Origin of the sequence: Nocardia sp. NPDC004654 (assembly GCF_040609595.1) — a bacterium.
GTDB lineage: Bacteria > Actinomycetota > Actinomycetes > Mycobacteriales > Mycobacteriaceae > Nocardia.
In genome coordinates, this window is the sequence record NZ_JBEXKI010000001.1 from 848,256 (window position 1) to 875,235 (window position 26,980).

The following is a 26,980-nucleotide window of genomic DNA, read 5'->3' on the forward strand; positions in this document are numbered from 1 at the left end:
GCACCGCAGCGCGGGGTAGGCGAGAATCCAAGCAGCGCGCCGATGCGCTGAAACGGGAGGAATCAGCAGTGAGCGAGCGAATCATGTGTCAGAGCACCGCGCGCACGCCGGAGCGGGGGACCGCGGCATGAGTGTCGGGGGCGAGGTCGTCATCGGCCTGCTGATCCTGGTGGGCCTGCTCGGCATCATCGTTCCGATTCTGCCCGGGGTGATCCTGGTCTTCGGCGCGATTCTGGCCTGGGCGATCATGACCGGCGGCGCGACGGCGTGGACCGTTTTCGCGATCAGCACGGTCTTCCTGGTGCTCTCCGGGATCATCAAGTACACCTGGCCCGGCCGGAAGATGAAGGACGCGGGCGTCTCCAACCGCGCGCTGTTCCTCGGCGCGGTGCTCGGCATCGTCGGCTTCTTCGTCATCCCGGTCGTCGGCCTGTTCGTCGGCTTCGTACTCGGCGTCTATCTCTCCGAACTCCAACGCCTCGGCCACAACCAACCCGCCTGGCAAGCAACCAAACACGCCCTCAAGGGCGTCGGCCTCTCCATGCTGATCGAACTCCTCGGAGCCCTCCTCGCCACCGCCACCTGGCTCACCGGCGCCTTCCTCGCCTAACTCCCACACACCCCGTCTACGCCTCACACAGCCACCGCCTGTGTGAGGCGTAGACGGGGTGTGTGGCAGCACGGTTTTCCCCAAGGCGGGACTTGTCCACAGGGGCGGCTGGATCAGGGGGTGGGCGGGTGTGCCGAGGGCCATGATCGAACCATGGACGCGCCCCTCCCGATATCCCGATGTCGTGCGGTGACCGAAGGGTTCACCGATCGGGAGCTGCACGGACCGATGTGGCGGCGGGTGCACCGCGGTGCGTACATCCGTGCCGAGCAGACCGAGGGTCTGCGCGTCGAAGAGCGCCACTTGGTGCTGACCCGGGCCGTCGCGGAGGGCGCGAGTCGCGAGGCGGTGGTGAGCCACGTGTCGGCTTCGGTCGCGCACGGATTGACGCACTGGAAGGTCCCGTTGGCCCGAGTCCACCTGACGCGCGATCGTTCCACCGGCGGTCGCGTCACCCCTCGGGTCACGGTGCATTCGACGCGCACCGATCCGGACGAAGTGGTGCGGATCGGCGAACTTCGAGTGACCAGCGTGGCCAGAACCGTTGTCGACTTGGCCCGCACTGTTCCATTCGAGCAAGCGGTAGTCATCGGCGACAGCGCACTACGGCTCGGAAAGACCACTCGCGCAGAGTTGTCCGACCAACTCGCGCGAGCAACCGGCCGTCCGGGAGCACCCGCGGCGCGCCGGGTCGTCGACTTCTTGGACGGGCGCTCGGAGAGCGCGGGCGAGTCACGGAGCCGCGTTGCCATGCATGCCGCAGGACTGCCCAGTCCGGAGCCGCAAGCCATCCTCGAATCCTCGACCGGGCGATTCATCGGCCGCGTCGACTTCTTGTTTCCCGAACTCGGCGCCATCGGCGAATTCGACGGCCTCGTCAAATACGGTGCGGCCCTGCGCGGCTCGCGCACGCCCGAGGAAGTAGTCATCGCCGAGAAGGCCCGCGAGGACGAGCTACGCGCCCTCGGCTGGATCGTCGTCCGCTGGACCTGGAACGACCTCGACAACCCTGCCTCTTGGCTGACCCGCCTCACACGCGCCGCAACGATCACCACCCCCGCCCACCGCCTCGGCACCTGGACACCGGCGGAGCGAATCTGATGCCGCCACAGAGCCCGTGCACGTCTCACATAGGCGGTGGCTATGTGAGACGTGCAGAAGGTTTGTGCCAGCGAGGTGTGGGCCCGAAGGTGAGGTGTCGGGTAACGGAGTTGGTCGCTCGCCCGACTGACTCGGTGGAGGCCGTCGGTCGCCGATGCACCCGGCATGATCGAAACCGTCGGTATCGCAACAGAGCTCGTAGAACACCGTCCAACGATTGAACGGAGTACGCGCATGAAGCGCACGATGCACTACCTGGCTGCCACCGCCCTCCTCGGCGCGGGCTTGGCCGTCGCCGCAGCGCCCGCCCAAGCCGACCCCGGCCCCTGTCAGCTCGGGTGGTCGAACGTCGGGCCTCGCTCGTGCGTGCAGAACAACTTCAACCTCGCCCCGGTCTTCACACTCGGCAACGGTGTGTGCGTCGGCATCTTCTCGGTCGGCGGCACCTCCTTCGACGGCCCGCTCAACGAATACTCCGAGGCTCCCGGTGCAACGCACGCGGTCAGCGTGCGCATCACCCCTGGATTCTCTCCGATCGGGACGTGGGGTCCGCAGTTGCTCGCCTGCGACGTCACCGCGGTGGTCGACTGGCACAACTTGGACACCGGCCAGCGGGGCAGCGTCAGCCGCTTCGTCCCCGCTTGGCAGCGTTCCAGCCCGACCATCGTCGTCGCGGACACCGGTCCCGGACGGGTTCAGCTCACCGTGCGAACCGACCGGCCCTCGATCCCGGCGACGTCGGAAGTGTTCGTGCCGTAAGCCTTCTCGCACCCCGCACGGCGTTGTCGTCGCCGTGCGGGGGACCGGGTTCAGCTCAGGGCGTGATCGAGGTCGGCGAGCAGATCGTCCACGTCCTCGAGTCCGACGGAGATGCGGACGACCCCGTCGGAGAGGCCGATGGTGGCGCGACCCTCCGGGCCCATGGCGCGGTGGGTCGTGGTGGCCGGATGCGTGATCAGGGTCTTGGAGTCGCCGAGGTTGTTGGAGATGTCGACGATCCGCAACCTGTTCAGCACCTCGAAGGCACGCTTCTTGGCTTCGTCGGCCGGTGCGTTCAGCTCGAAGGTGACCACCGTGCCGCCGCCGGACATTTGGCTGCGGGCCAGGTCGTACTGCGGATGCGATTCCAGGAACGGGTATTTCACCCAGCTGACCGACTTGTTGGTCTCCAGGAAGCGCGCGATCCGCAGCGCCGACTCGGTGCTGTGGCGCACCCGAAGCGGCATCGTCTCCAGCCCCTTGAGCAGGGTCCACGCGTTGAACGGGCTCAGCGCGGGGCCGGTGTGGCGCATGAGCGTCTTCACCGGACCGTCGATGTACTCCTGGGAGCCGAGGATGGCGCCGCCGAGGACGCGGCCCTGGCCGTCGATGTGCTTGGTGCCGGAGTAGACGATGACGTCGGCGCCGAGTTCGAAGCCCTTCTGCAACAGCGGAGTCGCGAAGACGTTGTCCAGCACCACTTTCGCGCCAGCGGCGTGCGCGAGCTCGGTCACCCGGCGCACGTCGACGAGCGTCTGCATCGGGTTGGCCGGGGTCTCGAAGAACACCGCCGTGGTCGGCACCGAGAGCGCCTGCTCCCACTGGTCGAGGTCTTCACCGTCGACGAACACCGTCTCCACGCCCCAGCGCGGCAGGATCTCGTTGCACACCACGAAGCAGGAGCCGAACAGGCTGCGCGCGGCCACCAGCCGATCGCCGGCCTTCAGCAGCGCACCGAGCGCCGTGAACACCGCCGACATGCCGCTCGCGGTCGCGAACGCCGCCTCGGCGCCGTCGATCAGCCGGATCCGCTCCTCGAACATGGCGACCGTCGGGTTGCCGTAGCGGGAGTAGACGAAGTGCTCCACCTCGCCGGTGAACGCCGCCTCGGCCGCCTCCGCGCTCTCGTAGACGAAACCGGAAGTCAGATACAGCGCCTCGGCGGTCTCCTCGAAACCGGAGCGGCGCAGGCCGCCGCGCACGCCGAGGGTGGCCGGGCCGACGCCCTCGGGCAGCGGCTTGTCGAACGCGCCGCCGGTGATCACGACTGCCTCCACGGCAGGCCGGTGGCGCGCCAGCCGGTGGCGCCGCGATGTCCGGACGCGTCGAGCGAGCCCTCGAAGCCCTCGATCACGTTGTAGGAGGGGCCGATGCCCAGCCGGGTCGCCACGGTCGCCGCGTGCGCGGAGCGCTGGCCGGAGCGACACAGGAAGACGACGGGCGCCTCCGGGTCGCGACCCTCGAGCGCCTTGCTCAGCTGGTCGGTGAACTCCGGGTTGGGCGCGCCGGTGCCGTCCACCCACTCGATCAGCACGGTGGGCCGCTCGATCGAACTGGTGTCGGGCACTCCGACGAAGCGCCATTCCGCTTCGGTGCGCACGTCCACCAGGACAGCGGCGGGGTTGTCGCGCAACACCTCCCACGCCTGCTGCGGGGTGATGTCACCGGCGTAACTCATCTCGAACCTCCTGTGAATCCGCACTTGCCGCACCTGGTTCGGTGCGCGGCCAGGTCGTCACCCGGAGCACCCCACCGCGGAGGAGGGTTGCCGACCAGCTGAGCCGGGGCTTGGCGCTGGTTCTCATGACCTAGGGACTGAGATTGCCTGCACCGAGGTCACCGTGTCAAACATTGCAGACGAGCCATTTGTCGTCCGTGCGGGTGAGGTTCCAGGTCGCTGTGTACTCCGTGCCGTCGACCTTGGTGGTCACGGTGGCCTTGGCCCGGTCGCCGTTGAGGGTCTGATCGGTGACGGCTATGAGTTCGATTGTCTTACCGGTGCCTTCCTGCCCGGCCAACGGCGACTTGGCGGGGTCGAAATCGGGACAGCCGGTACCAGGTGGCGGCACCATGTCGGTGTTGTTCGCGCCCTCGACGAAGTTGCCGACGGCGCCCGCGATCTTCTCGGCTTCTGTGACATTTTTCTCAGCGGGCGAGAGCACGCCGCCGAGCCCGATGGCCACCAGCACGATGACGGCCAGCACGGCCGCGGCAAGGAACGGCGCGATGGAGCGCTTGTCGGTCTGATCGACCTCGATCGGTTCGCCTTCGTCGGGGGACTTCTGCTCGGTCATGGATCGATCATCCCTGGTCGGCGGGGGTATCCGACGTCCGGCCCCCGCGCGCGAAGCACCGGCCCGTTCCGCCCCGCTATGGTGGGAAGCGGGTCCGTGCGGCGCCGAGCCCGCGAAGGCGGGCATACATCCAGTTCATCGCACCGGCGGGGCCGGCAACCGGTAGCACGGATAGAATCGCGAGATTGAGACCTGCTGCCATAGCCAAATGGCAGTTCACCGTCGTAGCGATCTGGGGACCGTGGAGCCACGAGCCAGCATCACCAGAGTTCGTGGCGCCGGGTGCCGACAAGCGGTTCGTCAACTTAGCCTAAGCTAAGACGGACGCCATTGAACGTTTCGACCATAAGGGTGCGCGTAAGAGATGACCGAACAGAGTGCAGCGACCCGCCCGCTCCGCATCGCGATCGTGGGCGCAGGACCGGCCGGGATCTACGCCGCCGACGCGTTGATGAAGTCCGATGCCGATGTGAGCATCGACCTCTACGAGCGCATGCCCGCGCCGTTCGGGTTGATCCGCTACGGCGTCGCGCCGGACCATCCGCGGATCAAGGGCATCATCACCGCCCTGCACAAGGTGCTCGACAAGGAGCAGGTGCGACTGCTGGGCAACATCGACTACGGCACCGACATCACCCTGGAGGACCTGCGTCGCTTCTACGACGCGGTGATCTTCTCCACCGGCGCCAACGCCGACCGCGCGCTGCCGATCCCCGGCATCGACCTGGACGGCTCCTACGGCGCCGCGGACTTCGTGTCCTGGTACGACGGGCACCCGGACGTGTCGCGTTCGTGGCCGCTGGAGGCGGAGAAGGTCGCGGTGCTCGGTGTGGGCAACGTGGCGCTGGACGTGGCGCGTGTGCTGGCCAAGACCGGTGACGAGCTGCTGCCGACCGAGATCCCGCCCAACGTCTACGAGGGCCTCAAGCAGAACAAGGCCGTCGAGGTGCACGTGTTCGGGCGTCGCGGTCCGGCGCAGGCGAAGTTCACCCCGCTGGAGCTGCGCGAGCTGGATCATTCGCCGACCATCGAGGTCATCGTCGATCCGGAGGACATCGACTACGACGAGGGTTCGGAGGCCGCGCGGCGGCACTCCAAGCAGGTCGACATGGTCGCCAACACCCTCGAGCAGTGGGCCATCCGCGACCAGGGCAACCGCCCGCACAAGCTGTTCCTGCACTTCTTCGAGTCCCCGGCCGAGGTGCTCGGCGACGAGAACGGCAAGGTCGTCGGTCTGCGCACCGAGCGCACCCAGCTCGACGGCACCGGCAACGTCAAGGGCACCGGCGTGTTCAAGGACTGGGACGTGCAGGCGATCTACCGCGCCGTCGGTTACCTGTCGCAGAACATCAACCAGCTGCCGTTCGACGACCAGGCGGGCACCGTGCCCAACGAGGCGGGTCGCGTGATCGCCGACGAGAACGCCGATGGCCCGGCGCGCTACATGCCCGCCACCTACGTGACCGGCTGGATCAAGCGCGGCCCGGTCGGCCTGATCGGCCACACCAAGGGCGACGCCAACGAGACCATCGCCTGCCTGCTCGACGACGCCCCCGGCTTCGCCCCGGCCGAGAACCCGGACCCGCAGGCCGTGACCGAGTTCCTCGAGGGCAAGGGCATCCCGTTCACCACCTGGGCGGGCTGGTACCGCCTCGACGCGCACGAGCGCGCGCTCGGCGAGCCCGAGGGCCGCGAGCGCGTCAAGGTGGTGGAGCGCGAGGACATGCTCCGCGCCAGCATGGGCGGGTAAACCTTCGCATGGTGTGGTTCTCCGCACCAGCACCTGCAACGGGAAACAGGGTCTGATCGAGCGCCATCACCGCACAGGAGCACCTACCGACAGGGGTAGGTGAGCCTGTGTGGAGACGGCGCACGAGCAGGCCCTGTCTTCCGTCGGCAGGTACTACGTGCGGAGAAGGATGCAGTGAGCAGGTCTACCTGCCCCCGCCACCCCGCACTCCCTAGCAGGTGCTCTTGTGCGTAGCGGGCACACGAGCATGCCCTGTCTTTTTCCGTTGGCAGGTACCCCTTCGGAGAACCACAAGATGCAAAGGCACACCTGTCCCTGGCATTCTGTACAAGTGTTCGATGCCCATGTCCACATCATCGATCCGCGGTTTCCGCTGATCGAGAACGAGGGCTACCTGCCCGACCCGTACACCATCGCCGACTATCGAAAGCGTATGTCCCGCTTCGATATCGGTGGTGGCGCCGTGGTCAGCGCGTCGTTCCAGGGGACCGATCAGGCCTACCTGAAGGCGGCGCTAGCCGAACTCGGCGAAGGGTGGGTCGGTGTCACTCGGCTCGACTTGGACGCCTCGGACGAGGAGATCCTCGAACTCGACCGCGTCGGCGTGCGCGCGCTGCGCTTCAACCTCAAGCGCGCCGCCGCCGACATCACCCAGATGACGTTGCAGGCCCTGCGCGCCCACGAGCTGGCGGGCTGGCACGTCGAGCTCTACATGGACGGCCAGATGCTGGCCTCCTTGCAGCCGGTGATCTCCAAGCTGCCCGCCCTGTCGGTCGACCACCTCGGGATGTCAGAAGAGGGGCTGCCGTTCCTGCTCGACCTCGTCGATCGTGGCGCCCGGGTAAAGGCGACCGGCTTCGGGCGGGTGGCGATGAACGTCGCCGACACCCTGCGCCGCATCCACGCCGTGAACCCGCAGGCGCTGATGTTCGGCACCGATCTGCCCGGCACCCGGGCCGGACGCCCGTTCCGTGACTCCGACGTCGATTTGATCTGCGATGTGGTCGGCGTCGACATGTACGCGGTCCTGGAGGACAACGCCCGCTCCTTCTACCGGCTTCCCGCCAGGGAGCGCGCGGAGGAGGATCCCGCTCCCACGCTGCCGCTGCACCGCACCGAGCAGCCGACGCTGCCCCTGCGCCGCGACGAACTGCCGAAAGCCGCACCGGCGGATACCATTCCGTTCCGTGTGATCGAGTGAGTCGTTAGCTCCGGGGTAACCCGCGCGTCGAATTGCGCTGCGGCGCAAGGGCGTCCGCATCCGCCGACACCGTCGAGCCGACGAGCCGATATGGTCGAGGTCGATGAGGTTTGGCAACGAGTGGCTGCGACTCGGTCGGTTCTTCCCGTCGCGGCGAACAGCACGTACCCCGAGCACGCGGCCCCTGGAGCTTCCGCGGAGCAACGCGACTCTTCTCCTCCTGCTCGCCTGCGCGGTCACCGCGGTGACGCTGCTCTTCACCACCGTCGATCCGTGGCTGGACAAGGCGGGCATTCTGGTCGGCGGGCTCGACGTGCACGTCTACCGGGACGGCGCCTGGCGCATCCTGCACGACCGGCCGCTCTACTCCGAACCCAGCCACCGCGGGCTGCTCTACACCTACACGCCGTTCTCGGCGATCGCCTTTCTGCCGACGAACCTCATACCTTGGCGATTCCTGAGCCCCACCTGGCTGACGCTGAACCTGGGTGTCCTGTTCGGCTGCGTCATGATGAGCTGGCGGCTGCTCGGCTACCGGTGGACCGCGCGACTGGCGGCGGCGAGCGCCCTGATCGCGCTCACCTGCGCCTTCGTCGAACCGGTCCGCACCACGCTGTTCTACGGGCAGATCAACCTCATGCTGATGCTGCTCGTGCTCTGGGTCTTCTCGCGTGACGAGCACGCCAAGCTTCGGGGCGCGGGTGTCGGCATCGCCGCGGGCATCAAACTGGTGCCGCTGTACTTCGTCGTCCAGTTGCTCGCGTTGCGGCAATGGCGTTCGGCGGCCACGGCGGCGCTGACCTTCCTCGGCTCCATCGTCCTGACCTGGCTCGTGCTACCCGCCGATTCTCGTGAGTACTGGACTTCGACGTTCTTCCAGTCCGAGCGCATCGCGCCGGACAGCCATCCCGCCAACCAATCCCTGCGCGGGGTCATCGCCCACCTGCTGCACGGTCCCGCGCCGCTGTGGTTGTGGTTGCTGCTCGCACTGCCCGTGTTTGCCGCCGGGCTGGTTCTCGCGACCGCGCTGCACCAGCACGGTGAACGGCTCCTCTCGGTCACGCTCGCGGGCCTGACCTCCTGCGTCGTCTCGCCGTTCTCGTGGGGGCACCACTGGGTGTGGTTCGTTCCGTTGCTCGTCTACCTGGTGCATCGGGCGCAGGCAAACCCGCGCTGGTGGTACGCCGCCGCCCTCCTCTACCTCTCGATCGGCGGCTGGGCCTACCACTGGAGCGAAACCTGGGTCAGCGTGGGCGTTTTCCTGCTGCCGCCGTCGTGGCCGATCGCGCCGGTGCTGATGAACATGTACGTGATCGCGTACCTGGTCGCGCTGGGCGCGATCGCCGTGCTGGTCCGCCGCCGCGACCAGGCGAGCACCTGCGAGCACGTCACGGATTCGGCCTGCGAGGATCCGGATTCGGCCTGCGTATCCGCTCGCTGCTGAAAGGCTCCTGACGCGATCTCGGCTGCGGCAGCCCGTGGCGCGTCGACGGGGGCGATGATGGTCGGCATGCGGATTGCAGATCGTTTGTGGGATTCAGTCGCCTCGCAGTTGGGACGACCGCACGGGATAGCCGGACGGGTGGTCGGCCGGATTCTCAACCGCGGTAACTACGCCACCGTGACCGCGGCGGTAGCGGTTGCGGAAGCGGCTCCGGGCGCGACGGTGGCCGATATCGGGTTCGGCGGCGGGATCGGGCTCGACCAGCTATTGGCGTCGGTCGGCGCGACGGGCGTCGTGCACGGCATGGAGATCGCGCCGACCATGCTCGACGAGGCGGCCAAGCGGTTCCGGTCCGAGATCGCCGACGGCCGACTCGTGCTGCACACCGCCGCGATGCACGAAATACCCTTGCCCGCAGCATCTCTGGATGCGGTGATCAGCACCAACACCGTCTACTTCATCGACGACCTCGCCCCGGCGTTCGCCGAGTTGGCGCGCGTGCTGCGCCCATCGGGCAGGGTGGTTCTCGGCATCGGCGACCCCGCCGACATGGCGCGAATGCCGTTCACCGCGAACCGCTTCCGGCTGCGTCCGATCGCGGAGATCACCGAGCAGCTCGCGGCCGCCGGATTGGTTGTTCGGGAGGATCGCCGTATCCGCAACGGCCGCATCGAGTTCCACCTGCTGATCTGCGAACACCGGTGACCCTTCGTTTCGCGCACCCGTGCGGTTCAGCGCTGCCCTGTGGGGCTGTGAAAAAATATTTCGCGGGCAGCGATGATTCCTCCGGCGGTGCTCCGTCCTAATCGGTAGAACGCGCTACCAACCCGGCGCGACCGACCAGAAGGACCAGAAATGACGATCGCCAACCCCACCGCCACCTTCGCCACCGACGCCACCAACCGCCCCGGCAAGATCCGTAACCGCGTCCTGTGGACCCTGCAGATCCTGCTCGGCCTGTTCTTCATCATCGCCTCGGGCGGACCGAAGCTCGTGATCCCGAACACCTTGGCGGACAACGCCCCCGAGAATCTGACCATCCCCCTCGGGCTGCTCGTCTTCATCGGAATCGTCGAGGTCGCGGGCGGTATCGGCCTGATGGTGCCGCGACTCAGCGCCCTTGCCGCCGCGGGTCTGTCCGTGCTCACCGTGCTCGCCGCCGGGACACAGGCTTTCATCGCCGACAAGCCCTCGATGGCGATCTTCCCACTGGTGCTCGCCGCGATCTTCGCCTGGATCGCCCACGAGCGCCGCGCGACCATCACCGATCTGCGCAACTCGCTCTCGCGATGACGAACCTATGAGCACGACCGGCGATCGGTGGTCCACCCACCGATCGCCGATCGCGCGTTCCCGGATCGATCGCCCGTCGGGTTGGCGGCGATCGATCCAGCGGCCATCTGGTCCGCGGCGCCCCGCCTGGGCGCCGCACCAGATGGCCGTTCGATCATTCTTCGCCATCTTCAGAGGCGGCGCATCAGCTGTTCGTGTGGCCTGGGTTCGTTGCGGCGGAGCAGGATTGGAGCGGTGAGCGCCGTGGTTGCGGCGGTGCCGACTCCGGCGATGACGAGCGCGTTTCCTGCGCCGACTGCCAGCACCAGTGCGTGCGGCTGCCGTGTCGGCGACACACGAGGGGCGAGCCACGGCGCGCCAGTCAGCCGAGGGCCGCGGTGATCTTGCGGATCATCTCGGCCGCGGTCGGACTGGGCGCGCCCTGGTGGGACTGGGTGGCCTGGACGGCGACGAGGACGGTGCTGCGGAAGTTCTCGGCCTCGGCCGGATCCTGCTTCGCGAGCAGGTTCACCGCCGCGGTCAGGGCAGGCAGCACCCGATCGGCGAGCTCGGCGACGGACTTGAAGTTCAGGTCGATGTCCTTCGACTTCGCGGCGAGCACGTGCCCGACCGAGCCGGTCGCGGAGAACAGAGCGATGGAGCCGTTGGTGGCGGCCTTGTGGGGCTTGCCCGCGGCGTCGGCGGCGGCCATCAGCGAGACGGCGCCGTACGCGGCGGTCCGCAGGGTGCTCTTGTCCTGGTCGGTGAGGGTGACGGTAGTGGACATGGTGTTCGCTCCTTCGAATTCGTTGTCCGTATCGGCGTGCGTCGTGCTCGCCGAGCGGGAACTGATCACGACGAAAGCAACAATCGCCCGCCCTGCTGACACCGGACCGTCACCGTGCTGACATGGCCTCTGACACCGTGCTGCGTCGAGCCGAACGGCAGTTCACGGGCAGGAACCGCGCAGCGCCCTATCGTGGAGTCATGCGGATCTCGGTGGCGGCGGACGAGTACGTCGGTGTGGCAAAAGAACTGGTCGAGGAGCTGAGCAAGCGCGGATTCGACGGCGTGCTGACGCACGGCGCGCTGTCGGAGACCGAGCGGGACGACTGGGCATGGGCCAGCGAGGCCGCGGCGCGCGATGTCGCCGAGGGGCGCGCCGACCAGGCGATCGTCTGCTGCTGGACCGGAACCGGCGCGTCCATCGCGGCCAACAAGGTGGCCGGGATCCGGGCCGCGCTGTGTGGTGACGCCGCGACCGCCGCGGGCGCGCGCAAATGGAACGACGCGAATGTGCTTGCGCTGAGCCTGCGTTCGACGTCGGCGGCCGAGCTCACCGAGATCCTGGACGCCTGGTTCGCGGGCGAGCCGAGCGCGGACGCGGCCGACCGGGCGAATATCGCGCACCTGGCCAAGATCGAACGGGGGCACTGAATTCGGCGTGCGCGACAAGCTCGGCGTGCACGGCCTATTGACAGCATGCTGTCAAATATGACAGGATACTGTCATGCCGACGAAGACAGTGCACACCGCGATCTACGACACGCTGGCCGACTGGGAGGTCGGGGCCGCCACCGCGCACATCAACAACCCGGCGTGGCAGGTCGCGCCCGGCACTTTCCAGGTCAGGACAGTCGGACTCACCCGCGAACCGATCACCACCAAGGGCGGCATGCGCGTCACGCCCGATCTCACACTGGACGAGCTGTCCCCCGCCGAGAGCGCGATGCTGATCCTGCCGGGCGCGGACACCTGGATGACCGGCGAACTCACCCCGTTCACCCGGAAAGCGCGTGCGTTTCTCGACGCGGGCGTCCCGGTCGCGGCCATCTGCGGCTCGACCTTCGGCCTGGCCAAGGAAGGTCTGCTCGACGACAAGGCGCACACCAGCAACGTCGCCGAGTTCCTCGCCTACAGCGGCTACGCGGGCGCCGACCGCTACGTGGAGCAGCCCGCGGTGACCGACGCCAATGTCGTCACGGCCTCGGCGAACGCGCCGTTCGAGTTCGCCCGCGAGGTGCTCGGCTTGCTCGGCGTCTACGAACCGCACATCCTCGACGCCTGGTACCGGCTTTTCGCGCACAACGATGTGGCGGCCTACGCGGAACTCGACGCCTACGACAAGGCGGCATCGGGGGCATGACGCAAACACCGGAGCAGGAGCTGTTCAGCACCGCCGCGATCACCTCGTTCCGGCTCAACGGCCAGTTCCTCGCCATCGCCGAGGAACTGGCCAAACCCGCGGGCATCACCGCTGCGTGGTGGCAGGTGCTCGGCGCGGTGCTGCAGGAGCCGCTGCCCGTGGCGGGCATCGCGCGCGCCATGGGCATCACCCGCCAGAGCGTGCAGCGCATCGCGGACCTGTTGGTGGACAAGGGACTCGCCGAATACCGCCCGAACCCCGCGCACCGCCGCGCCAAGCTGGTCGCCGTCACCGAGGAGGGCCACGCGGCGGTCCGGCGCATCAACCCGCGGCACGCGGTGTTCGCCGACCGCCTCGCCACCGAGCTGGGCGCCGACGAATTCGCCCGCATCGTGGCGGCGCTGACCCGGCTGTCCGCCGCGGTCGACGCGATCACCGAGCACGAGGGTCAGCCGTCACCGGAAACCGGGCGGGATGGCTCGCCGCCGAGCTAGGCGCGGAACTCGCACGCCGTCGAAACGCTGACCCGGCGGCCGCGGCCGACGTGATCACCGAACCCGAGGGCTTGCGGTCACCGGATTTCCGGCGCGATCTTTCGCGGCCGAGCTCGGTGCGGAGGAACTTGCCCGCATCCCGAGGCGCAGGCCCGGCCGTCCGCGACGCTCGACGCGATCGCCGCGTGCGGATCAGCGCACGCCGAAATTCGCGTCAGTCGAACGGCTTGTCGGTGCGACCGACCAAGTCCGCGACCGAATCGATGACGCTCGTCGGCCGGTACGGATACTGCTCGACCGACGCCCGCGTCGAAATGCCGCTGGTCACCAGGATGGTGCGCATGCCCGCCTCCAATCCGGAGATCACATCGGTGTCCATGCGGTCGCCGATCATCACCGTGGACTGCGAGTGCGCGCCGATGCGGCGCAACGCCGAACGCATCATGAGCGGGTTCGGCTTGCCGACGTAGTACGGCTCGCGGCCGGTCGCGCGGGTGATCAACGCGGCCACCGAGCCGGTGGCGGGCAGCACGCCCTCGCGGGACGGTCCGGTGGCGTCCGGATTGGTGGCGATGAAGCGGGCGCCGCGTTCGACGAGCCGGATGGCGGTGGTGATGGCCTCGAAGGAGTAGGTGCGGGTCTCGCCGAGCACGACGTAGTCGGGGTCGCTGTCGGTCAGCACGTACCCGATCTCGTGCAGCGCGGTGGTGAGCCCGGATTCGCCTACCACGTAAGCGGTTCCGTTGGGGCGCTGATCGTCGAGGAAGGTCGCGGTGGCGAGGGCGGAGGTCCAGATGGCCTCCTCGGGGATGTCGAGCCCGCTCTTGCGCAGCCGCGCCTGTAGATCGCGGGGTGTGCGGATCGAGTTGTTGGTGAGCACGAGGAACGGCGTCTCGTTGGCACGTAGTTCGGCGAGGAACTCGTCGGCGCCGGGCACCAGATGCTCCTCGCTCACCAACACCCCGTCCATGTCGGTCAGGTAGGACAGGATCGGCTCGTTGTCAGCGTTCACCAGACAATTGTCGGCTATCCCGGCGCGCGAGGCATCGGACTCGGCGCAGATGCGGCCGGTCACACACTCGTGCGACACCGTGACTATGGTCGAAGCAGGCCGTGCGAGAACGGGGTGCGGAAGGCCGCACCGGCACAGCGAAGCGACAGGAGTGGCGCACATGGGTGATCTGAAGCTCGGGTACAAGGCGTCCGCGGAGCAGTTCGGGCCGCGCGAGCTGGTGGAGATCGCGGTGCTCGCGGAGGAACACGGCTTGGACAGCGCGTCGGTGAGCGACCACTTCCAGCCGTGGCGGCACAAGGGCGGCCACGCGCCGTTCTCGTTGGCCTGGATGGCCGCAGTCGGCGAGCGCACCAAGCGCATCCAGCTCGGCACCTCGGTGCTCACCCCGACCTTCCGGTACAACCCCGCGGTGATCGCGCAGGCCTTCGCGACCATGGGCTGCCTGTACCCGGGCCGCGTCATGCTCGGCGTCGGCACCGGCGAGGCGCTCAACGAGATCGCGACCGGCTACACCGGCGAATGGCCCGAATTCAAGGAGCGTTTCGCGCGGCTGCGCGAGTCGGTGGAGCTGATGCGCGCGCTGTGGACCGGTGATCGCGTCGACTACGACGGCGAGTACTACCGGACCGTCGGCGCCTCCATCTACGACGTCCCCGAAGGCGGCATCCCGATCTACATCGCCGCGGGCGGCCCGCTGGTCGCGCGCTACGCGGGCCGCGCGGGCGACGGCTTCATCTGCACCTCGGGCAAGGGCATGGACCTCTACACCGAGAAGCTGATGCCCGCCGTCGCCGAGGGCGCCGCCAAGGTCGGCCGCACCGTCGAGGACATCGACAGGATGATCGAGATCAAGATCTCCTACGACACCGATCCCGAACTGGCGCTGGAGAATACGCGCTTCTGGGCGCCGCTCTCGCTGACCGCCGAGCAGAAGCACAGCATCACCGACCCGATCGAGATGGAAGCCGCCGCAGACGCGCTGCCCATCGAGCAGATCGCCAAGCGCTGGATCGTCGCCAGCGACCCCGACGAGGCCGTCGCCCAGATCCAGCCCTACCTCGACGCGGGCCTCAACCACCTGGTCTTCCACGCCCCCGGCCACGACCAGCGCCGCTTCCTCGACCTCTTCCAGCGCGACCTGGCCCCCCGCCTCCGCAAGCTCGGATAGGAAGGCGTAGTCACACCTCCGAGCACGTGCCCGAGCAGGCCGGGTGCCGAGGACAGGGCGACGGAGCCGGTGCCGCGTCGGCGTACTCGCCGGCCGCCACCGGGATCCGCCTGCCACCACGACAGGGCGCTGCGCGACTTCCCGGAATCGCCGCAGCCGCTGCGGGCGACAATGCACCTAGGCCCGAACGGCCTCGACCAAGTCCGATGCCAGGAAGCTGATTGCGACAGCGATCTGCTCGGGGTCTCCGACTCCCTCTTCTGCGCGACCAGCCAATGTTGGAGCCGGTAGCGGTGGGCCCGGTGGCGAACAATGTGTGAAGGTGGTCCACCGCCTCGTCGGTCACCTCGGCGCTGACCTCGTCGGCGAGCAGGCCGGTGAAGGACGCGGCCAGGTCTGCGGTTTGGAAGTGCGCCAGGATCCGGTAGATATCGTGGGCGTCTTTGTCTTTGAGACGATCGGGCTTCGGGTCGTTGATGCGCTCGGCGATCTTGTGACACTTGGCCACAAGTAAGGCCGCAGGTCCGGCCACATTGGCAGCGATGACACGAGTGTCCCTCGGCGCGAGCGACGGAATGACCATCTCGCTGTAGTCGACGACGGCTGCTTCCAAGCCGCGGGCTCGCCGCATCGCCATCTTGTCGTGCGGTGGCTTGTCCACGCTGCGCTTACCCTTCTTCCCCGCAAGAGCTTCTGGGACCATGATGTCGACGGGAATACCGTCGCGACTCACCCAAGCTCCGGGTTGCCGTTGCTGCGGATTGGGAATGAAATTTGCCTTCTGCATGGCCGCGTCGATGGTCGGGTCCGGTCCGAGGCTTCGGGTGTCGAGCGCGACATCGCTGTCCTTGGTTGCCTCAGCGATGGCGACTTGGACGCCGCCGGTGTGCAGGTAGACCGCCTGGGCACCGATGACGATCACCGAGGACCTGTGCTCGACCAAAGCCTCGAGAGCATCCAGTAGCACGGTGCGTGTACGGACGAGCAGGTCGAACGAGCTAGAGACGGCGCCAAGATTGTTCATGCTTCTCCATCCACTCGAGCAGTTCTTTTGCTTCCGATGGTGCTCGGCCTGGCCCGTTGATCAGGTCGGTGGCGACCTGAGCCGCAGAGGCCATACGTATGCCTCGGGGGGCTACGTCACTTCGGGCGAGAAGGACAGGGTAGGCGGGTGCGGCGATCAGCACGTTGGCGCGGGTGTCGGTGGCCCGCAATCCCCAAGCGGCAGCGGCGCCTTCGGGGTCTTGGGCGTAGATCATCGCCGAGCGTGGCGGGGCATAGGACTCCCACTCCGCGGCCGCGATCGAACCAGTCACGGCGTATCCGGAGACCTCTGAACTGCTGACGACATCGAGGAACGCAGGCAGACCACGCGGCGCGATCCATCGTGTGATCTTGTTGGTGTGCAGGAACTGGTAGTCCTCGCTCCAACGGCGTAGTAGAGCTACCCAGTTCGGAACCGTCACACCGCTGCCCTCGCGGGCAATCAGGGCCTCCTGCTCGAGGAACTCCAACACTCGATACGCCGAGCCGGTCGCGACATCTGCGGTGTCGATGAGATGGCGAATCTTCCACGCTCTCTGGAAGTCGAGCAGAGCACGAACGACTTTCGCGGCAGGTTCCCCCTGAAGGGTGCCGCGTGGGCGTCCAGGCCCACGCCACGGATCGGTGTCGGCGCCGTTCGCGGAGATGAACACCGCCGCTTCGTCTGCCCGCAGCAGCATGTTGCCGGTCGCGTCCACATAGGAGATCCCTGCCTCTTCGAGGCGTCGGCGCGTTGAGGCGGACAAGTACCGCGCGACCAGCATGCCGCTACTGCCGGGCTGCCGGGAGGTGGCGGCGGTGAGCTGGTCGGCTAGCCGATAGACGTCGTGCGCACGCACGACGTTCTTGGTTTCGACCAGGAGAACGATGACGAGCCGGTTCGGCGCGTAGAGCCTGAATTCCGCGTCGTAGCCCCGGTCACCGCGAGGGGGATCTTGGATCCCGAGATCCCAGGTCGGCGGTAATCGGTTCCGGATGGCGTTCGCAGCAACGGCGATCGCTTCTCTCTCATTCCGTGGGGGCTCAGTCCCCGTAGCAGGCATGTTCGGATAATACGCCGATTCCGTTCCGCGCGGAGAACGGTAATTTCCTGAACGTTGCGTGGGTCGCGCTGATCGCTATCCGTCCGAATCAGGCGCGGGTCAGCGCGAAGATACGTAGATCGCGGGTGGTGCGATCGCGGTAGGCGGCGTACGCGCCGGTCACCTCGACGAACCGCTGGAAGATCGGCTCCTTGGCCGCGCCCTCGACCGGCGTCGCGGTGACGGGGATGCGCTCGCCCGCGATGGCGACCGTCGCGTTCGGGTCGGCGAGCAGATTGGCCGTCCAGGCCGGGTGGTGCGCCTGGCCGAAGTTGCTGCCGATGACGTACAGCGTGTCGCCGTCGTGCACGTACAGCAGCGGCTGGGTGCGCGGCTGACCCGATTTGCGGCCCTTGGTGGTCAGCAGGATGACCGGCGCGCCGATCGGTCCCAGGATCGTGTACTTGGCGTCGGTACGTTCCAGCACCCGGCGATCCAGCGGCGTGATCTTGCGAATCACCCATGACCCCGGCTTGGTCGCGGCGAACTTGTTCGCCACGCGGGACAGAAGATTGGTGCGCGAACCCCACTGCCGGTCCGGGAACTGCGTCGTCATGGGCCGGAATATACCGGCGCGACCGGGTTCGGCGGAGCGCCCGCGTCGCCCGACGAGCCCGGCTCATCGCCTCGGCGATCGAAAGTGATTTCCCGAATATTTGCCATCGGTTGGCCGGGCACCGGCGTGTCGGCTCACTAAGCTCGGGCTCATGGTCGAATCCGCTCCGTCCACCGTCTACATCGCCTCGCCGGAGGGCGACACCGGAAAATCGACGGTCGCGCTCGGCGTGCTGCAGATGCTGTGCGCCACCACCGCGCGGGTCGGGGTGTTCCGGCCGATCACCCGCTCGACCAGCGAGCCCGACTACATCCTGGAGCTGCTGCTCGAGCACAGCACCGCGGACATCGACTACGCCCAGGCCGTCGGCGTCACCTACGAACAGGTGCACGCCGATCCGGACGCCGCGATCAGCGAGATCGTGATGCGCTTCCACGACGTGGCCAAGGCCTGCGACGCGGTGGTGGTGATCGGCAGCGACTACACCGACGTGGCGAGCCCCAGCGAGTTGCGCTTCAACGCCAGGATCGCGGTGAATCTCGGCGCGCCGGTGCTGCTCGTGGTGCGCGGCGCCGATCGCAGACCGGACGAGATCAAGCAGCTCGTCGAGCTGTGCGCGAGCGAACTGCAGCAGGAGCACGCGGCGCTGATGGCGATCGTCGCGAACCGCTGCGATCCGGACGAGTTGAGCGAGATCTGTTCCTTGCTCGGCGGTTTCGATGTGCCGTCCTGGTCGCTGCCGGAAGTCCCGTTGCTGATCGCGCCGACGATGGCCGAGCTGTGCGAGGCGGTCGGCGGCGAAATGTACAGCGGCGACCCGGAACTGCTGCAGCGCGAGGCGCTGAAGGTGATGGTCGGCGGCATGACGGCCGAGCACATCCTGGAGCGTCTGGTCGACGGCGTGGTGGTGATCGCGCCGGGCGACCGCTCCGACGTGCTGCTCAGCGTGGTGAACGCCCATGAGGCCGAAGGCTTTCCGTCGCTGTCCGGCCTCATCATGAACGGCGGCATGCTGCCCCATCCCGCGGTCGCGCGACTGATGGCGGGCCTGAAGCAGAAGCTGCCGATCCTCACCACGAGCCTGGGCACCTACGACACGGCCAGCGCCGCGTACCGCACGAGGGGCCGGATGTCGGCGGGCAACCCGCGCAAGGTGAACACCGCGCTCGCCCTGATGGAACAGCACGTGGATGCGCCGGAGTTGTTGCGGCGCATCAGTGTTCCGCGCACCTCGGTGGTGACACCGCAGATGTTCGAGTACCAGCTGATCGAGCAGGCCAGGGCCGATCGCAAGCGGATCGTGCTGCCCGAGGGCGACGACGACCGCATCCTGCGCGCCGCGGGTCGAGTGCTGCAGCGCAAGATCGCCGACCTGGTCATCCTCGGTGACGAGTCCGCCATCCGCGCCAGGGCCGCCGAACTCGGCGTCGACATCTCCGAGGCCGAGGTGCTCGATCCGCGCACCTCCGGCTACCTCGACGAATTCGCCGCCGAATACACCGAATTGCGCAAGCACAAGGGCATGACGCTGGAGCGCGCCCGCGAGACCATCGCCGACATCTCCTATTTCGGCACCATGATGGTCTACAAGGGCATCGCCGACGGCATGGTCTCCGGCGCGGCGCACACCACCGCGCACACCATCCGGCCCTCCTTCGAGATCATCAAGACGGTGCCGGGCGTCTCCACCGTCTCCAGCGTGTTCCTGATGTGCCTGGCCGACCGGGTGCTCGCCTACGGCGACTGCGCCGTCGTCCCGGACCCGAGCTCGGAGCAGCTGGCCGATATCGCGATCTCCTCCGCGCAGACCGCCGCGCGCTTCGGCATCGACCCGAAGATCGCCATGCTGTCCTACTCCACCGGCGAATCCGGCAGCGGAGCCGACGTGGACAAGGTGCGCGTCGCGACGAAACTGGTCCGCGAGCGCGCGCCGGAACTGTTGGTGGAGGGCCCGATTCAATACGACGCGGCGATCGAGCCGACGGTCGCCGATGCGAAGCTTCCCGACTCCGAAGTGGCCGGGCACGCGACGGTCTTCGTGTTTCCCGATCTCAACACGGGCAACAACACTTACAAAGCGGTGCAGCGCAGCGCGGGCGCCATCGCGATCGGCCCGGTTCTGCAAGGCCTGCGCAAGCCGGTCAACGACCTCTCGCGCGGCGCGCTGGTCGCCGACATCGTCAACACGGTGGCGATCACCGCCATCCAGGCGCAGGGGCAGTGACACCGGGCACCCGCCGGAACGGAACAAACGCGCGGTGACCCTGGTTGCCGCGGGTAGGGACGTCGCTCGCGGGCGAGGTCTCGAACAGACGCAGGAGGCATGATGAGCAACGACGACCTTGTGCTGGTGATCAACTCCGGTTCCTCGTCGATCAAGTACCAGCTGCTGGACCCGGAGACGGGTGCGGTGGCGGCCTCCGGTCTGGTGGAGCGGATCGGGGAGCGCGAGGGCGCCGTCGAGCATCGCGCGGGCGACCGCACCGTGGAACGTACCGAGCCGATCGCCGACCACAAGGCCGGATTGCAGCTGGTCTTCGACATTTTCGCCGAGACCGGCCACGACCTGACCGGTGCGGGTGTGCGCGCGGTCGGGCACCGGGTGGTGCACGGCGGCGAGGTGTTCTACGAGCCGACGCTGATCACCGACGACGTGGTCGAGGAGATCTCGAAGCTGTCCGCCCTTGCCCCCCTGCACAATCCGGCCAATGTCACCGGCATCGAGAGCACCAGGGAGCTGTTGCCCGGCGTGCCGCAGGTCGCGGTCTTCGACACCGCGTTCTTCCACGGCCTGCCGGAGGCGGCGCGGACCTACGCCATCGACGCGAAAATCGCCGCTGCGCATGGTATTCGCAGATACGGCTTCCACGGCACCTCGCACGAATACGTATCGGGACGGGTCGCGGAGGTGCTCGATCGGGATCCGAATACCTTGCGCCAGATCGTCTTCCACCTCGGCAACGGTGCGTCCGCGTCGGCGATCCGCGGCGGACGTCCGATCGACACCAGCATGGGGCTGACTCCGCTGGAGGGACTGGTGATGGGCACGCGGGGCGGTGACATCGACCCGGGCATCATCGGCCACCTGGTGCGCTCGGCGAACTTCGACGTCGACCGGATCGAGGAACTGCTCAACCGCAATTCCGGTATCAAGGGCCTCTCCGGCGTCAACGATTTCCGCGAGCTGCGACGGCTGATCGACGCGGGCGACGCCGCGGCCCGGCTGGCCTACGACGTCTACATCCACCGGCTGCGCCGCTACCTCGGCGCGTACTTGATCGAGCTCGGCGGCGTCGACGCCATCACCTTCACCGCCGGTGTCGGCGAGAACAGCGCCCAGGTCCGCGCCGACGCCCTGGCCGGTCTGTCCGGTTTCGGCATCGAGGTCGACCCGGCGCGCAACAACGCCGCCGACCGCACCGCCCGCCTCATCTCACCACCGGACGCACCCGTCGCCGTCCTGGTGGTGCCGACCAACGAGGAACTGGCCATCGCCCGCGCCGCGAGCCAGATCGTCGAGGACTAGAAAACCTCACGGAATCCTCAGGGTCGGTGCGCCAGCATAGAAGGCGGATCGGGGTCGCCAGGTATCCGGGCCGACCCGCGGGCCGTCGGGAGCGATGCCCTCGCCTCCCTCCCGCCGCTCCGGCTGCCCCCGGAACGGCGCGGCCCGCGGGCTTCCCGGACGCCGACTGCTCCCGCGCCCGGATCCGCCCCGGCCGCCGTGCACTTCGATCAGAACTTGGCTCGGAGTCCGGCCAGGACGATCTTCAGTCCGTCGCGGAACTCGATTTCCGGATCTCCGGCGGCGGCCGCGTGGGCGATCTCGATCAGTCGGGGGAATCGGTCGGCGGGTAGTTGTGCGACGCGTTCGGTGGCAGCGGCGCGGTCTCTATCGGCGGGTGCCGAGAGGGGGTTGGTGAGTTCGGCTTGGGCGAAGCCGGTCACGAAGCCGGATACCGCGCGGAAGGCGACCAGCAGATCGAGCCCTGATCTTCCGGAGTCGGCGAGAGCCTGCAGCAGCGCCTCGGCGGGTGTCAGGGTGGGGACGTCGAAGCTGCGCCGGGTCAGGATCAGTGGGATGGCGTGCGGGTGTGCGCGCACTGTACGCCAGATGGCCTCGGCGATCGCGAAAACGCGCGTCTCCCAATCGCCGCCCTCCTCGGTCCACTGCGTCTCGGTCATCACGGCCTCGGTGACCAATTCTTCGAGACCCTCGCGACCGTCGACGTAGTTGTAGATCGTCATCGCCCCCGTCCCGAGTTCGGCGGCGAGGTTGCGCATGGTCAGACCGGTGAGTCCCTGCTCGTCGACCAGCGCCAGGGCGGCCGTCTGCAGCTGCTCCCGGCTGAACTTTCTAGGTGCCGGCATGAGCCTCCCTTGTTTAAGTACCTTGTACGTGATTGACTGATCGTCGTTCACGTACAACGTACCCAAACGGAGGGTCGCATGACGATTCGCACTACATTCCCGTCCGGAGCAGACGAATGCGCGGCATGGCTGACGCTGCCCGAGCGCCCCGGTCCGCACCCGGCTGTCGTTCTCGTCCACGGCGGCGGCGCGACACACGAGATGATGCTCGCGCAGTACGAGAAGTGGTTCTCACAGGCCGGGTTCGCGGTGGTGGCCTTCGACTTTCGTCACCTCGGCGAATCGGGCGGTCATCCACGCCAGCTGGTGAGCCAGCGTCGCTACGCCGAAGATGTCGACGCCGCACTGGCTTTCGCCCGCTCCAGGCCCGAACTGGATCCGCACCGGATCGCGCTCTGGGGCACCTCCTTCGGCGCCAGTCACGTCCTTGCCGCAGCCGCCCGCCACCACGATCTGCGTGCCGCGGTCGTCCAGTGCCCGGTCTTCAGCGGGCGTGCCGTCGTGTCCCGAGCGGGAGTGCGGCATCTCCTGCGGTTCACGGCCCCGATCGCCGCCGACCTGACACGCGCCGCACTCCGACGGCCACGCCGCTACGTCCCACTGGTCGGAAAACCGGGCGAACCAGCATTCGTGAACCAGCCCGGCGCCCTCGAAGGATGGCAGTCGGTAATGCCGCCGGGGTACCGCTTCGACAATCGGATCACGGCGGCCTCCGGACTCGGCATGCTGTTCTACAACGCCGCGTCCGCCGCTCCCCGCGTACGCTGCCCGTTGCTGGTGTGCGCCAGCGAACGGGAGAACCTCATCGATCCCGCTATCGCCGGACGGGTGGCCGCCACCGCGCCGCAGGCCGTTCTGAAGCACTACGACGCCGACCACTTCACCGTCTATCACCCGCCGGCGGTCGAGCAGATCGTCGCCGACCAGATCGACTTCCTGACCACCCACCTCACCCCGGACGCATAACCACCACCGCTGTCGAGCCTCCAGCCTCGGACCCCAGGCACGTGGTTCGAGGCCGCAGACTCCCTTGACAACCGCAGCGCGGAAACATCGACGCGCAATGGAGAGCGAGAATCCGCCGCGGCGCCGGGTCTGTCAGAACCAGGTTTTGGCGCGGATGGAGTTGGCGAGGTCGACGAGGGCGTAGCGGTGTTTGCGGCCGGGGGCGTGGCGGGCGAGGGCGCGGAGGCCGGATTCGGTGCCGTCGCGTAGGTCGCGTTCGGTGAACGTGGCGCCCAAGAGCTTGGCGTTCGGGTGTTTCGGGGTGTTGCCTGCTTGCAGCCAGGCCAGGGCGGCGCCGAGGACGAGCACTCGCATCTGCGGTGTGCGACTCTCACCGGGGGGCAGTGACTGCACCCGCGAGGCCGTCAAGTGCAGTGTCGACTCGTCGAGCTCGGCGACCGAAGACGCGGTGAGCAGCAACAGCACCGCGGTCATCCGCGCCACGGTGTAGCAGCGCGCGGATGTGGCCACCTCGTCCAGCGCGTCCACCGCGGCTTCGACCTGGCCCGCGGCGGCCAGCTGCCTGGCCAGCCCGAACGCCGCGCTCACCACCGCGCGGTCGGTGCGCCAGACGGTGCCGTAGAACTTCTCCGCGTAGGCGCGCCACTGCTCGGGATCCGGCGAATCCCAGTGCTGCAAAACGAGTTCGGCGGTGGCGGCGAGGGCGAGCTTGGGCGCGATCTCGCCGGGCAGCACATGCAGCACGGCCTCGAATGCCGCGAAGGCGCGCTCGTAGTTCTGCTCCCGCAGCTCCGCGAGCCCGGTGTACCAGTCGATGCGCCAGTCGTAGGTCCGGATACGGGACAGCAGGTACAGCGCCGCCGCCGACTCGCCCATGTCCAGCCGCACCCGCGCCTCGGCGAGCGAGAGCTCCAGATCCCAAGTCTCGGGGGCGTTCTCGGGGTCGGCGGCCGCCCGATCCCGCGCCTCCTCGAGGGCGTCCAGCGCTTGGCGCGGCTCCGGGTGTACCGCGGCGGCGAGCAGGGGAGCGGAGGGGTCGGCGGGGTCCATCAGCGGAATCGGCAGCGCGGCGGCGATTTCCGAGGCTTGCAGCAGGCTGCTGCGGCCGATGCCGTCGGCGTAGGCGTCGGTCTGCCTGATCAGTTCGTCGGTGCCGAAGCTGGTGCGCTGTGGACTGAACACTGTGGACAACTGGGGATGCTCGGTGCCGGTGTCCAGCGCGAGGATCTCCCGCAGCACGCCCGCCAGCTGCGCGGCCATCGCGCGGGCCGAGCCGAACCGGCGCGCCGGGTCGGGATCGGTGGCGCTGAGCAGCAGCCGGTGGAAGAACTCGTAGCGTCGCAGCACGGGATGCTCGGCGGGATCCGGGATTCCGTCCTGGTAGCGGCCGCGCTCCATGGGCATGTTCAGGGTGAGCACCGCCAGCGTGCGGCCGACCGTGAAGATGTCGGAGGCCACCGTCGGACCGGTCTTGGCGATCTCGGGCGCCTGGAAACCCCTGGTGCCGTAGAGGTTTCCGTACGCCTCGATGGTGGAGACCGCGCCGAGGTCGATCAGTTTGACCTGGTCCTCGGTGATCATGATGTTGTCCGGTTTGAGGTCGTTGTAGGTCAGGCCGATCGAATGCAGGTAGTCCAGCGCGGGCAGGATCTCCAGCACGTACGCGATCGCCTCGGCGACCGGCATCCGCGCGGGCCGTTCGAAGGTGTCCAGGACCGCGCGCAGTGACTGCCCGCCGACGTACTCCATCACGATGTAGCCGATGGGCGAGCCGTCCGAACCGGGATGCTCGACGAAGTTGTGGATCTTGACGATGCTGGGATGGGCGACCTCGGCGAGGAATTGGCGCTCGGCCACCGCCACGGCCTGCGCCTCCGCGTCGCCCGCGTGCAGCAGGCCCTTGAGCACCACCCACCGGTCGCTGACATTGCGGTCGATGGCGAGGTAGATCCAGCCGAGTCCGCCGTGCGCCAGGCAACCCTGGATCTCGTACTGGCCGGACACCATGTCGCCAGGGTGCAGCGACGGACGGAAATCGTAAGGCGCCTCGCAGGTCTCGCAGGTGCCGACCGTCGTCGCCGGACGCACGGCGGTGGCTCGGCCCACGGGATTGCCGCAGCGCCAACAGAAGCGCCTGCCCTCGGACACCACCGGATCGGTGAGCACGGCCGACATCGGATCCGCGGGCGGCACCGCCGGTATCGGCACCAAGCCGCCGCCGAGCCTGCGCATCGAAGGCCGAGAACGTGCGGTACGCACGCTACGACCCGAAGTGCGCGATGCACCACCGGAATCCGGCTCGGAGCGCCGGGTCTCGTCGAGGGCCGGGGCGGCCGTCGTGCCGGGCGGTTCCAGGGCGACCGCCATGGTGCCTGGTGGCTCGGGCGCGACCGCCACGGTGCCGGGTGGCTCGTCCGATCGGTTCGATTGCGGCGCTGCGATTTCCGGCGCGCTCGCCTCGGTCGGCATACCACCGTCGCCGGGCCTGGCCGGCCGGGCGTGCTCGTCTTCGGAGTCCGAGGACGCACTGGTCGTACCGGAATCTTCGCCGGAATCCGCTGCGCCATAGACCGACCCGGCCTCACCATGGTGAGCAACCGGATCGGACCAGCGAATGGTCGGCGGCGCCTCGGACTCCCGTGACTCCGACCCGGACGACACGGAACCACCAGCGGGCCGGTCGTCCTCCGGTCGCGGGAAGGGGTGGTATCGCGTCGTCATCGCCTCAGTCCTGGTACGCGGCATCGGGCGGAGCGGGCGTCGGACCGAGTACCGCCAGCCACTGCTGGTAGATCCTGGTCCAGGTGCCGTCGGTGCGCAGCCGCTCCAGCGTGCCGTTCACGAACCGCACCAAATCGTCGGCGTCCTTGTGGATTCCGATGCCGTACGGCTCGGCGCTGATGCTGTCGCCGACCAACTCGGTGTACGGATCCTGCGCTGCCAAGCCGGCCAGGATCGCGTCGTCGGTGCTCACCGCGTCGACTTGCCGCTGTTGCAGGACGACGAGGCAATCGGCCCAGGTAGGCACGGTCAGGATGGTGGCGGCGGGCTGTTGGAGTCGGAGCCGGTCCAGCGAGGTGGTGCCGCTCACCACGCACACCCGCTTGCCCGCGAGATCGGCGACGCCGGTGATGCCGGAGTTCTTCATGACCAGCACCCGCTGGTCGGCCCGCAGATAGACGGTCGAGAACGCGACCTTTTCGCGGCGCTCGCAGGTGATGGTCATCGTCTTGACCACCACGTCCACCGTGCGTTCCTGGAGCACCTTCTCGCGGTCGGCCGAGGCGAGGCTGCGGAATTCGATCAGATCCGGACTGCCGAGCAGATCGCGCGCGATCTCGCGGGCGATGTCGGCGTCGAAGCCGACGATGGTGCCGCTGACCGGATCGCGGAAGCTGAACAGGTTGCTTCCGGTGTCCAGACCGACGAGCAACCTGCCCCGGGCGCGGATGGCGTCGATGTTCGGCCCGCTGGCGGCGCGGCCGGAGCCGGTGGGGCGCAGGCTGGCGGTCGGGTCGCCGCACTCCGGTTCGGTGGCGCTCGGCAGCGGCGCGTCGGTGTTCAGCGGGCTGGCTTGCGCGGGCAGCGGCGGTTCGGTGTAAGTGCCGATCGTGGCGTGGTCGACCGGGTCGGGCCCGGCCGCGCAGCCACCGAGGAAGGCGGTGGCGGCGACCGCTGCGGCCAACAGGCCGCGCGCTGTGCTCATC

The 26,980-nt window shown here is 68.1% G+C and carries 26 protein-coding genes and 1 riboswitch; of the genes, 15 read left to right on the plus strand and 11 right to left on the minus strand.

The annotated features are described in order from the left end of the window. Positions 1 to 127: 127 nt before the first annotated feature. From ABZV58_RS03830 to ABZV58_RS03840, 3 genes are all read left to right on the plus strand, one after another. Positions 128 to 610 (plus strand): DUF456 domain-containing protein, encoded by a 483-nt coding sequence (locus tag ABZV58_RS03830; RefSeq protein WP_354998630.1) that lies wholly within the window; start codon positions 128 to 130, stop codon positions 608 to 610. Positions 611 to 763: 153 nt separating this feature from the next. Beyond that, positions 764 to 1,711 (plus strand): hypothetical protein, encoded by a 948-nt coding sequence (locus tag ABZV58_RS03835; protein WP_354998631.1) that lies wholly within the window; start codon positions 764 to 766, stop codon positions 1,709 to 1,711. A gap of 234 nt (positions 1,712 to 1,945) precedes the next feature. Further along, positions 1,946 to 2,470 carry a hypothetical protein gene (locus ABZV58_RS03840; RefSeq protein ID WP_354998632.1) on the plus strand — a complete coding sequence of 175 codons (525 nt, stop codon included), beginning with the start codon at positions 1,946 to 1,948 and terminating at the stop codon, positions 2,468 to 2,470. Positions 2,471 to 2,520: 50 nt separating this feature from the next. Here ABZV58_RS03840 and ABZV58_RS03845 read toward each other — a convergent pair whose 3' ends face one another. The 3 genes from ABZV58_RS03845 to ABZV58_RS03855 form a co-directional block, all read right to left on the minus strand. Further along, entirely contained in the window at positions 2,521 to 3,735 is a 1,215-nt protein-coding gene (locus ABZV58_RS03845) for an O-succinylhomoserine sulfhydrylase (protein ID WP_354998633.1), read from the minus strand. Continuing rightward, on the minus strand, positions 3,732 to 4,148 hold the full coding sequence (locus tag ABZV58_RS03850; RefSeq protein ID WP_354998634.1) for a rhodanese-like domain-containing protein: 417 nt from the start codon (positions 4,146 to 4,148) through the stop codon (positions 3,732 to 3,734). Before ABZV58_RS03850 ends, ABZV58_RS03845 begins: the two co-directional genes overlap by 4 nt. A gap of 15 nt (positions 4,149 to 4,163) precedes the next feature. Next, positions 4,164 to 4,279, minus strand: a riboswitch (SAM riboswitch). 35 nt (positions 4,280 to 4,314) lie between these two features. After that, complete coding sequence (locus tag ABZV58_RS03855; RefSeq protein WP_354998635.1) at positions 4,315 to 4,764, minus strand: hypothetical protein; 450 nt, start codon at positions 4,762 to 4,764, stop codon at positions 4,315 to 4,317. A 364-nt stretch (positions 4,765 to 5,128) separates the two neighbouring features. On the opposite strand from ABZV58_RS03855, the gene ABZV58_RS03860 reads away from it, so the two are divergent. The 5 genes from ABZV58_RS03860 to ABZV58_RS03880 all read left to right on the plus strand — a co-directional run bounded on the left by ABZV58_RS03860 (position 5,129) and on the right by ABZV58_RS03880 (position 10,452). Beyond that, positions 5,129 to 6,514, plus strand: coding sequence for an FAD-dependent oxidoreductase (locus tag ABZV58_RS03860; protein ID WP_354998636.1), 1,386 nt, complete (start codon positions 5,129 to 5,131; stop codon positions 6,512 to 6,514). A gap of 331 nt (positions 6,515 to 6,845) precedes the next feature. Then, a complete protein-coding gene (locus ABZV58_RS03865) occupies positions 6,846 to 7,715 on the plus strand; it encodes an amidohydrolase family protein (protein ID WP_354998637.1) in 870 nt (289 codons plus the stop codon). Between the two features lie 103 nt (positions 7,716 to 7,818). Beyond that, the gene (locus ABZV58_RS03870; RefSeq protein ID WP_354998638.1) at positions 7,819 to 9,159 is read left to right on the plus strand and encodes a glycosyltransferase 87 family protein; all 1,341 of its coding nucleotides are present in this window, start codon (positions 7,819 to 7,821) and stop codon (positions 9,157 to 9,159) included. A gap of 66 nt (positions 9,160 to 9,225) precedes the next feature. Next, complete coding sequence (locus ABZV58_RS03875; protein WP_354998639.1) at positions 9,226 to 9,864, plus strand: class I SAM-dependent methyltransferase; 639 nt, start codon at positions 9,226 to 9,228, stop codon at positions 9,862 to 9,864. A gap of 150 nt (positions 9,865 to 10,014) precedes the next feature. Continuing rightward, a complete protein-coding gene (locus ABZV58_RS03880; RefSeq protein ID WP_354998640.1) occupies positions 10,015 to 10,452 on the plus strand; it encodes a DoxX family protein in 438 nt (145 codons plus the stop codon). Positions 10,453 to 10,813: 361 nt separating this feature from the next. Here ABZV58_RS03880 and ABZV58_RS03885 read toward each other — a convergent pair whose 3' ends face one another. Beyond that, complete coding sequence (locus tag ABZV58_RS03885) at positions 10,814 to 11,218, minus strand: hypothetical protein (protein ID WP_354998641.1); 405 nt, start codon at positions 11,216 to 11,218, stop codon at positions 10,814 to 10,816. 200 nt (positions 11,219 to 11,418) lie between these two features. Here ABZV58_RS03885 and ABZV58_RS03890 point away from each other — a divergent pair, with 200 nt between their 5' ends. The 3 genes from ABZV58_RS03890 to ABZV58_RS03900 all read left to right on the plus strand — a co-directional run bounded on the left by ABZV58_RS03890 (position 11,419) and on the right by ABZV58_RS03900 (position 13,071). Continuing rightward, positions 11,419 to 11,868, plus strand: coding sequence for an RpiB/LacA/LacB family sugar-phosphate isomerase (locus tag ABZV58_RS03890; RefSeq protein WP_354998642.1), 450 nt, complete (start codon positions 11,419 to 11,421; stop codon positions 11,866 to 11,868). A gap of 73 nt (positions 11,869 to 11,941) precedes the next feature. Beyond that, positions 11,942 to 12,577, plus strand: coding sequence for a DJ-1/PfpI family protein (locus ABZV58_RS03895; RefSeq protein ID WP_354998643.1), 636 nt, complete (start codon positions 11,942 to 11,944; stop codon positions 12,575 to 12,577). Then, positions 12,574 to 13,071: a MarR family transcriptional regulator gene (locus ABZV58_RS03900; protein WP_354998644.1), complete on the plus strand. Its 498-nt coding sequence runs from the start codon at positions 12,574 to 12,576 to the stop codon at positions 13,069 to 13,071. Before ABZV58_RS03895 ends, ABZV58_RS03900 begins: the two co-directional genes overlap by 4 nt. A gap of 214 nt (positions 13,072 to 13,285) precedes the next feature. Here ABZV58_RS03900 and ABZV58_RS03905 read toward each other — a convergent pair whose 3' ends face one another. Beyond that, a complete protein-coding gene (locus ABZV58_RS03905; RefSeq protein WP_354999024.1) occupies positions 13,286 to 14,041 on the minus strand; it encodes an HAD-IIA family hydrolase in 756 nt (251 codons plus the stop codon). Positions 14,042 to 14,243: 202 nt separating this feature from the next. Here ABZV58_RS03905 and fgd point away from each other — a divergent pair, with 202 nt between their 5' ends. Then, complete coding sequence (fgd, locus tag ABZV58_RS03910) at positions 14,244 to 15,254, plus strand: glucose-6-phosphate dehydrogenase (coenzyme-F420) (protein ID WP_354998645.1); 1,011 nt, start codon at positions 14,244 to 14,246, stop codon at positions 15,252 to 15,254. Positions 15,255 to 15,264: 10 nt separating this feature from the next. Here the strand turns inward: fgd and ABZV58_RS03915 are convergent, their stop codons facing one another. The 3 genes from ABZV58_RS03915 to ABZV58_RS03925 form a co-directional block, all read right to left on the minus strand. Next, entirely contained in the window at positions 15,265 to 16,278 is a 1,014-nt protein-coding gene (locus ABZV58_RS03915; RefSeq protein ID WP_354998646.1) for a GSU2403 family nucleotidyltransferase fold protein, read from the minus strand. Next, positions 16,253 to 17,341 carry a hypothetical protein gene (locus ABZV58_RS03920; RefSeq protein WP_354998647.1) on the minus strand — a complete coding sequence of 363 codons (1,089 nt, stop codon included), beginning with the start codon at positions 17,339 to 17,341 and terminating at the stop codon, positions 16,253 to 16,255. The genes ABZV58_RS03915 and ABZV58_RS03920 overlap by 26 nt, the downstream gene beginning before the upstream one ends. 88 nt (positions 17,342 to 17,429) lie before the next feature. Continuing rightward, entirely contained in the window at positions 17,430 to 17,936 is a 507-nt protein-coding gene (locus tag ABZV58_RS03925) for a nitroreductase/quinone reductase family protein (RefSeq protein WP_354998648.1), read from the minus strand. A gap of 151 nt (positions 17,937 to 18,087) precedes the next feature. On the opposite strand from ABZV58_RS03925, the gene pta reads away from it, so the two are divergent. Together pta and ABZV58_RS03935 are read left to right on the plus strand one after the other, a co-directional pair. After that, entirely contained in the window at positions 18,088 to 20,160 is a 2,073-nt protein-coding gene (gene pta / locus ABZV58_RS03930) for a phosphate acetyltransferase (RefSeq protein ID WP_354998649.1), read from the plus strand. A 102-nt stretch (positions 20,161 to 20,262) separates the two neighbouring features. Then, positions 20,263 to 21,462: an acetate kinase gene (locus ABZV58_RS03935; RefSeq protein ID WP_354998650.1), complete on the plus strand. Its 1,200-nt coding sequence runs from the start codon at positions 20,263 to 20,265 to the stop codon at positions 21,460 to 21,462. A 209-nt stretch (positions 21,463 to 21,671) separates the two neighbouring features. Here the strand turns inward: ABZV58_RS03935 and ABZV58_RS03940 are convergent, their stop codons facing one another. Next, entirely contained in the window at positions 21,672 to 22,307 is a 636-nt protein-coding gene (locus ABZV58_RS03940; RefSeq protein WP_354998651.1) for a TetR/AcrR family transcriptional regulator C-terminal domain-containing protein, read from the minus strand. A gap of 78 nt (positions 22,308 to 22,385) precedes the next feature. On the opposite strand from ABZV58_RS03940, the gene ABZV58_RS03945 reads away from it, so the two are divergent. Next, positions 22,386 to 23,273: an alpha/beta fold hydrolase gene (locus ABZV58_RS03945; protein ID WP_354998652.1), complete on the plus strand. Its 888-nt coding sequence runs from the start codon at positions 22,386 to 22,388 to the stop codon at positions 23,271 to 23,273. A 132-nt stretch (positions 23,274 to 23,405) separates the two neighbouring features. On the opposite strand, the gene ABZV58_RS03950 is transcribed toward ABZV58_RS03945, so the two are convergent. Both ABZV58_RS03950 and ABZV58_RS03955 read right to left on the minus strand, forming a co-directional pair. Next, a complete protein-coding gene (locus ABZV58_RS03950) occupies positions 23,406 to 25,742 on the minus strand; it encodes a serine/threonine-protein kinase PknG (protein WP_354998653.1) in 2,337 nt (778 codons plus the stop codon). A gap of 256 nt (positions 25,743 to 25,998) precedes the next feature. Further along, positions 25,999 to 26,979 (minus strand): glutamate ABC transporter substrate-binding protein, encoded by a 981-nt coding sequence (locus ABZV58_RS03955; RefSeq protein ID WP_354999025.1) that lies wholly within the window; start codon positions 26,977 to 26,979, stop codon positions 25,999 to 26,001. Position 26,980 lies beyond the last annotated feature (1 nt).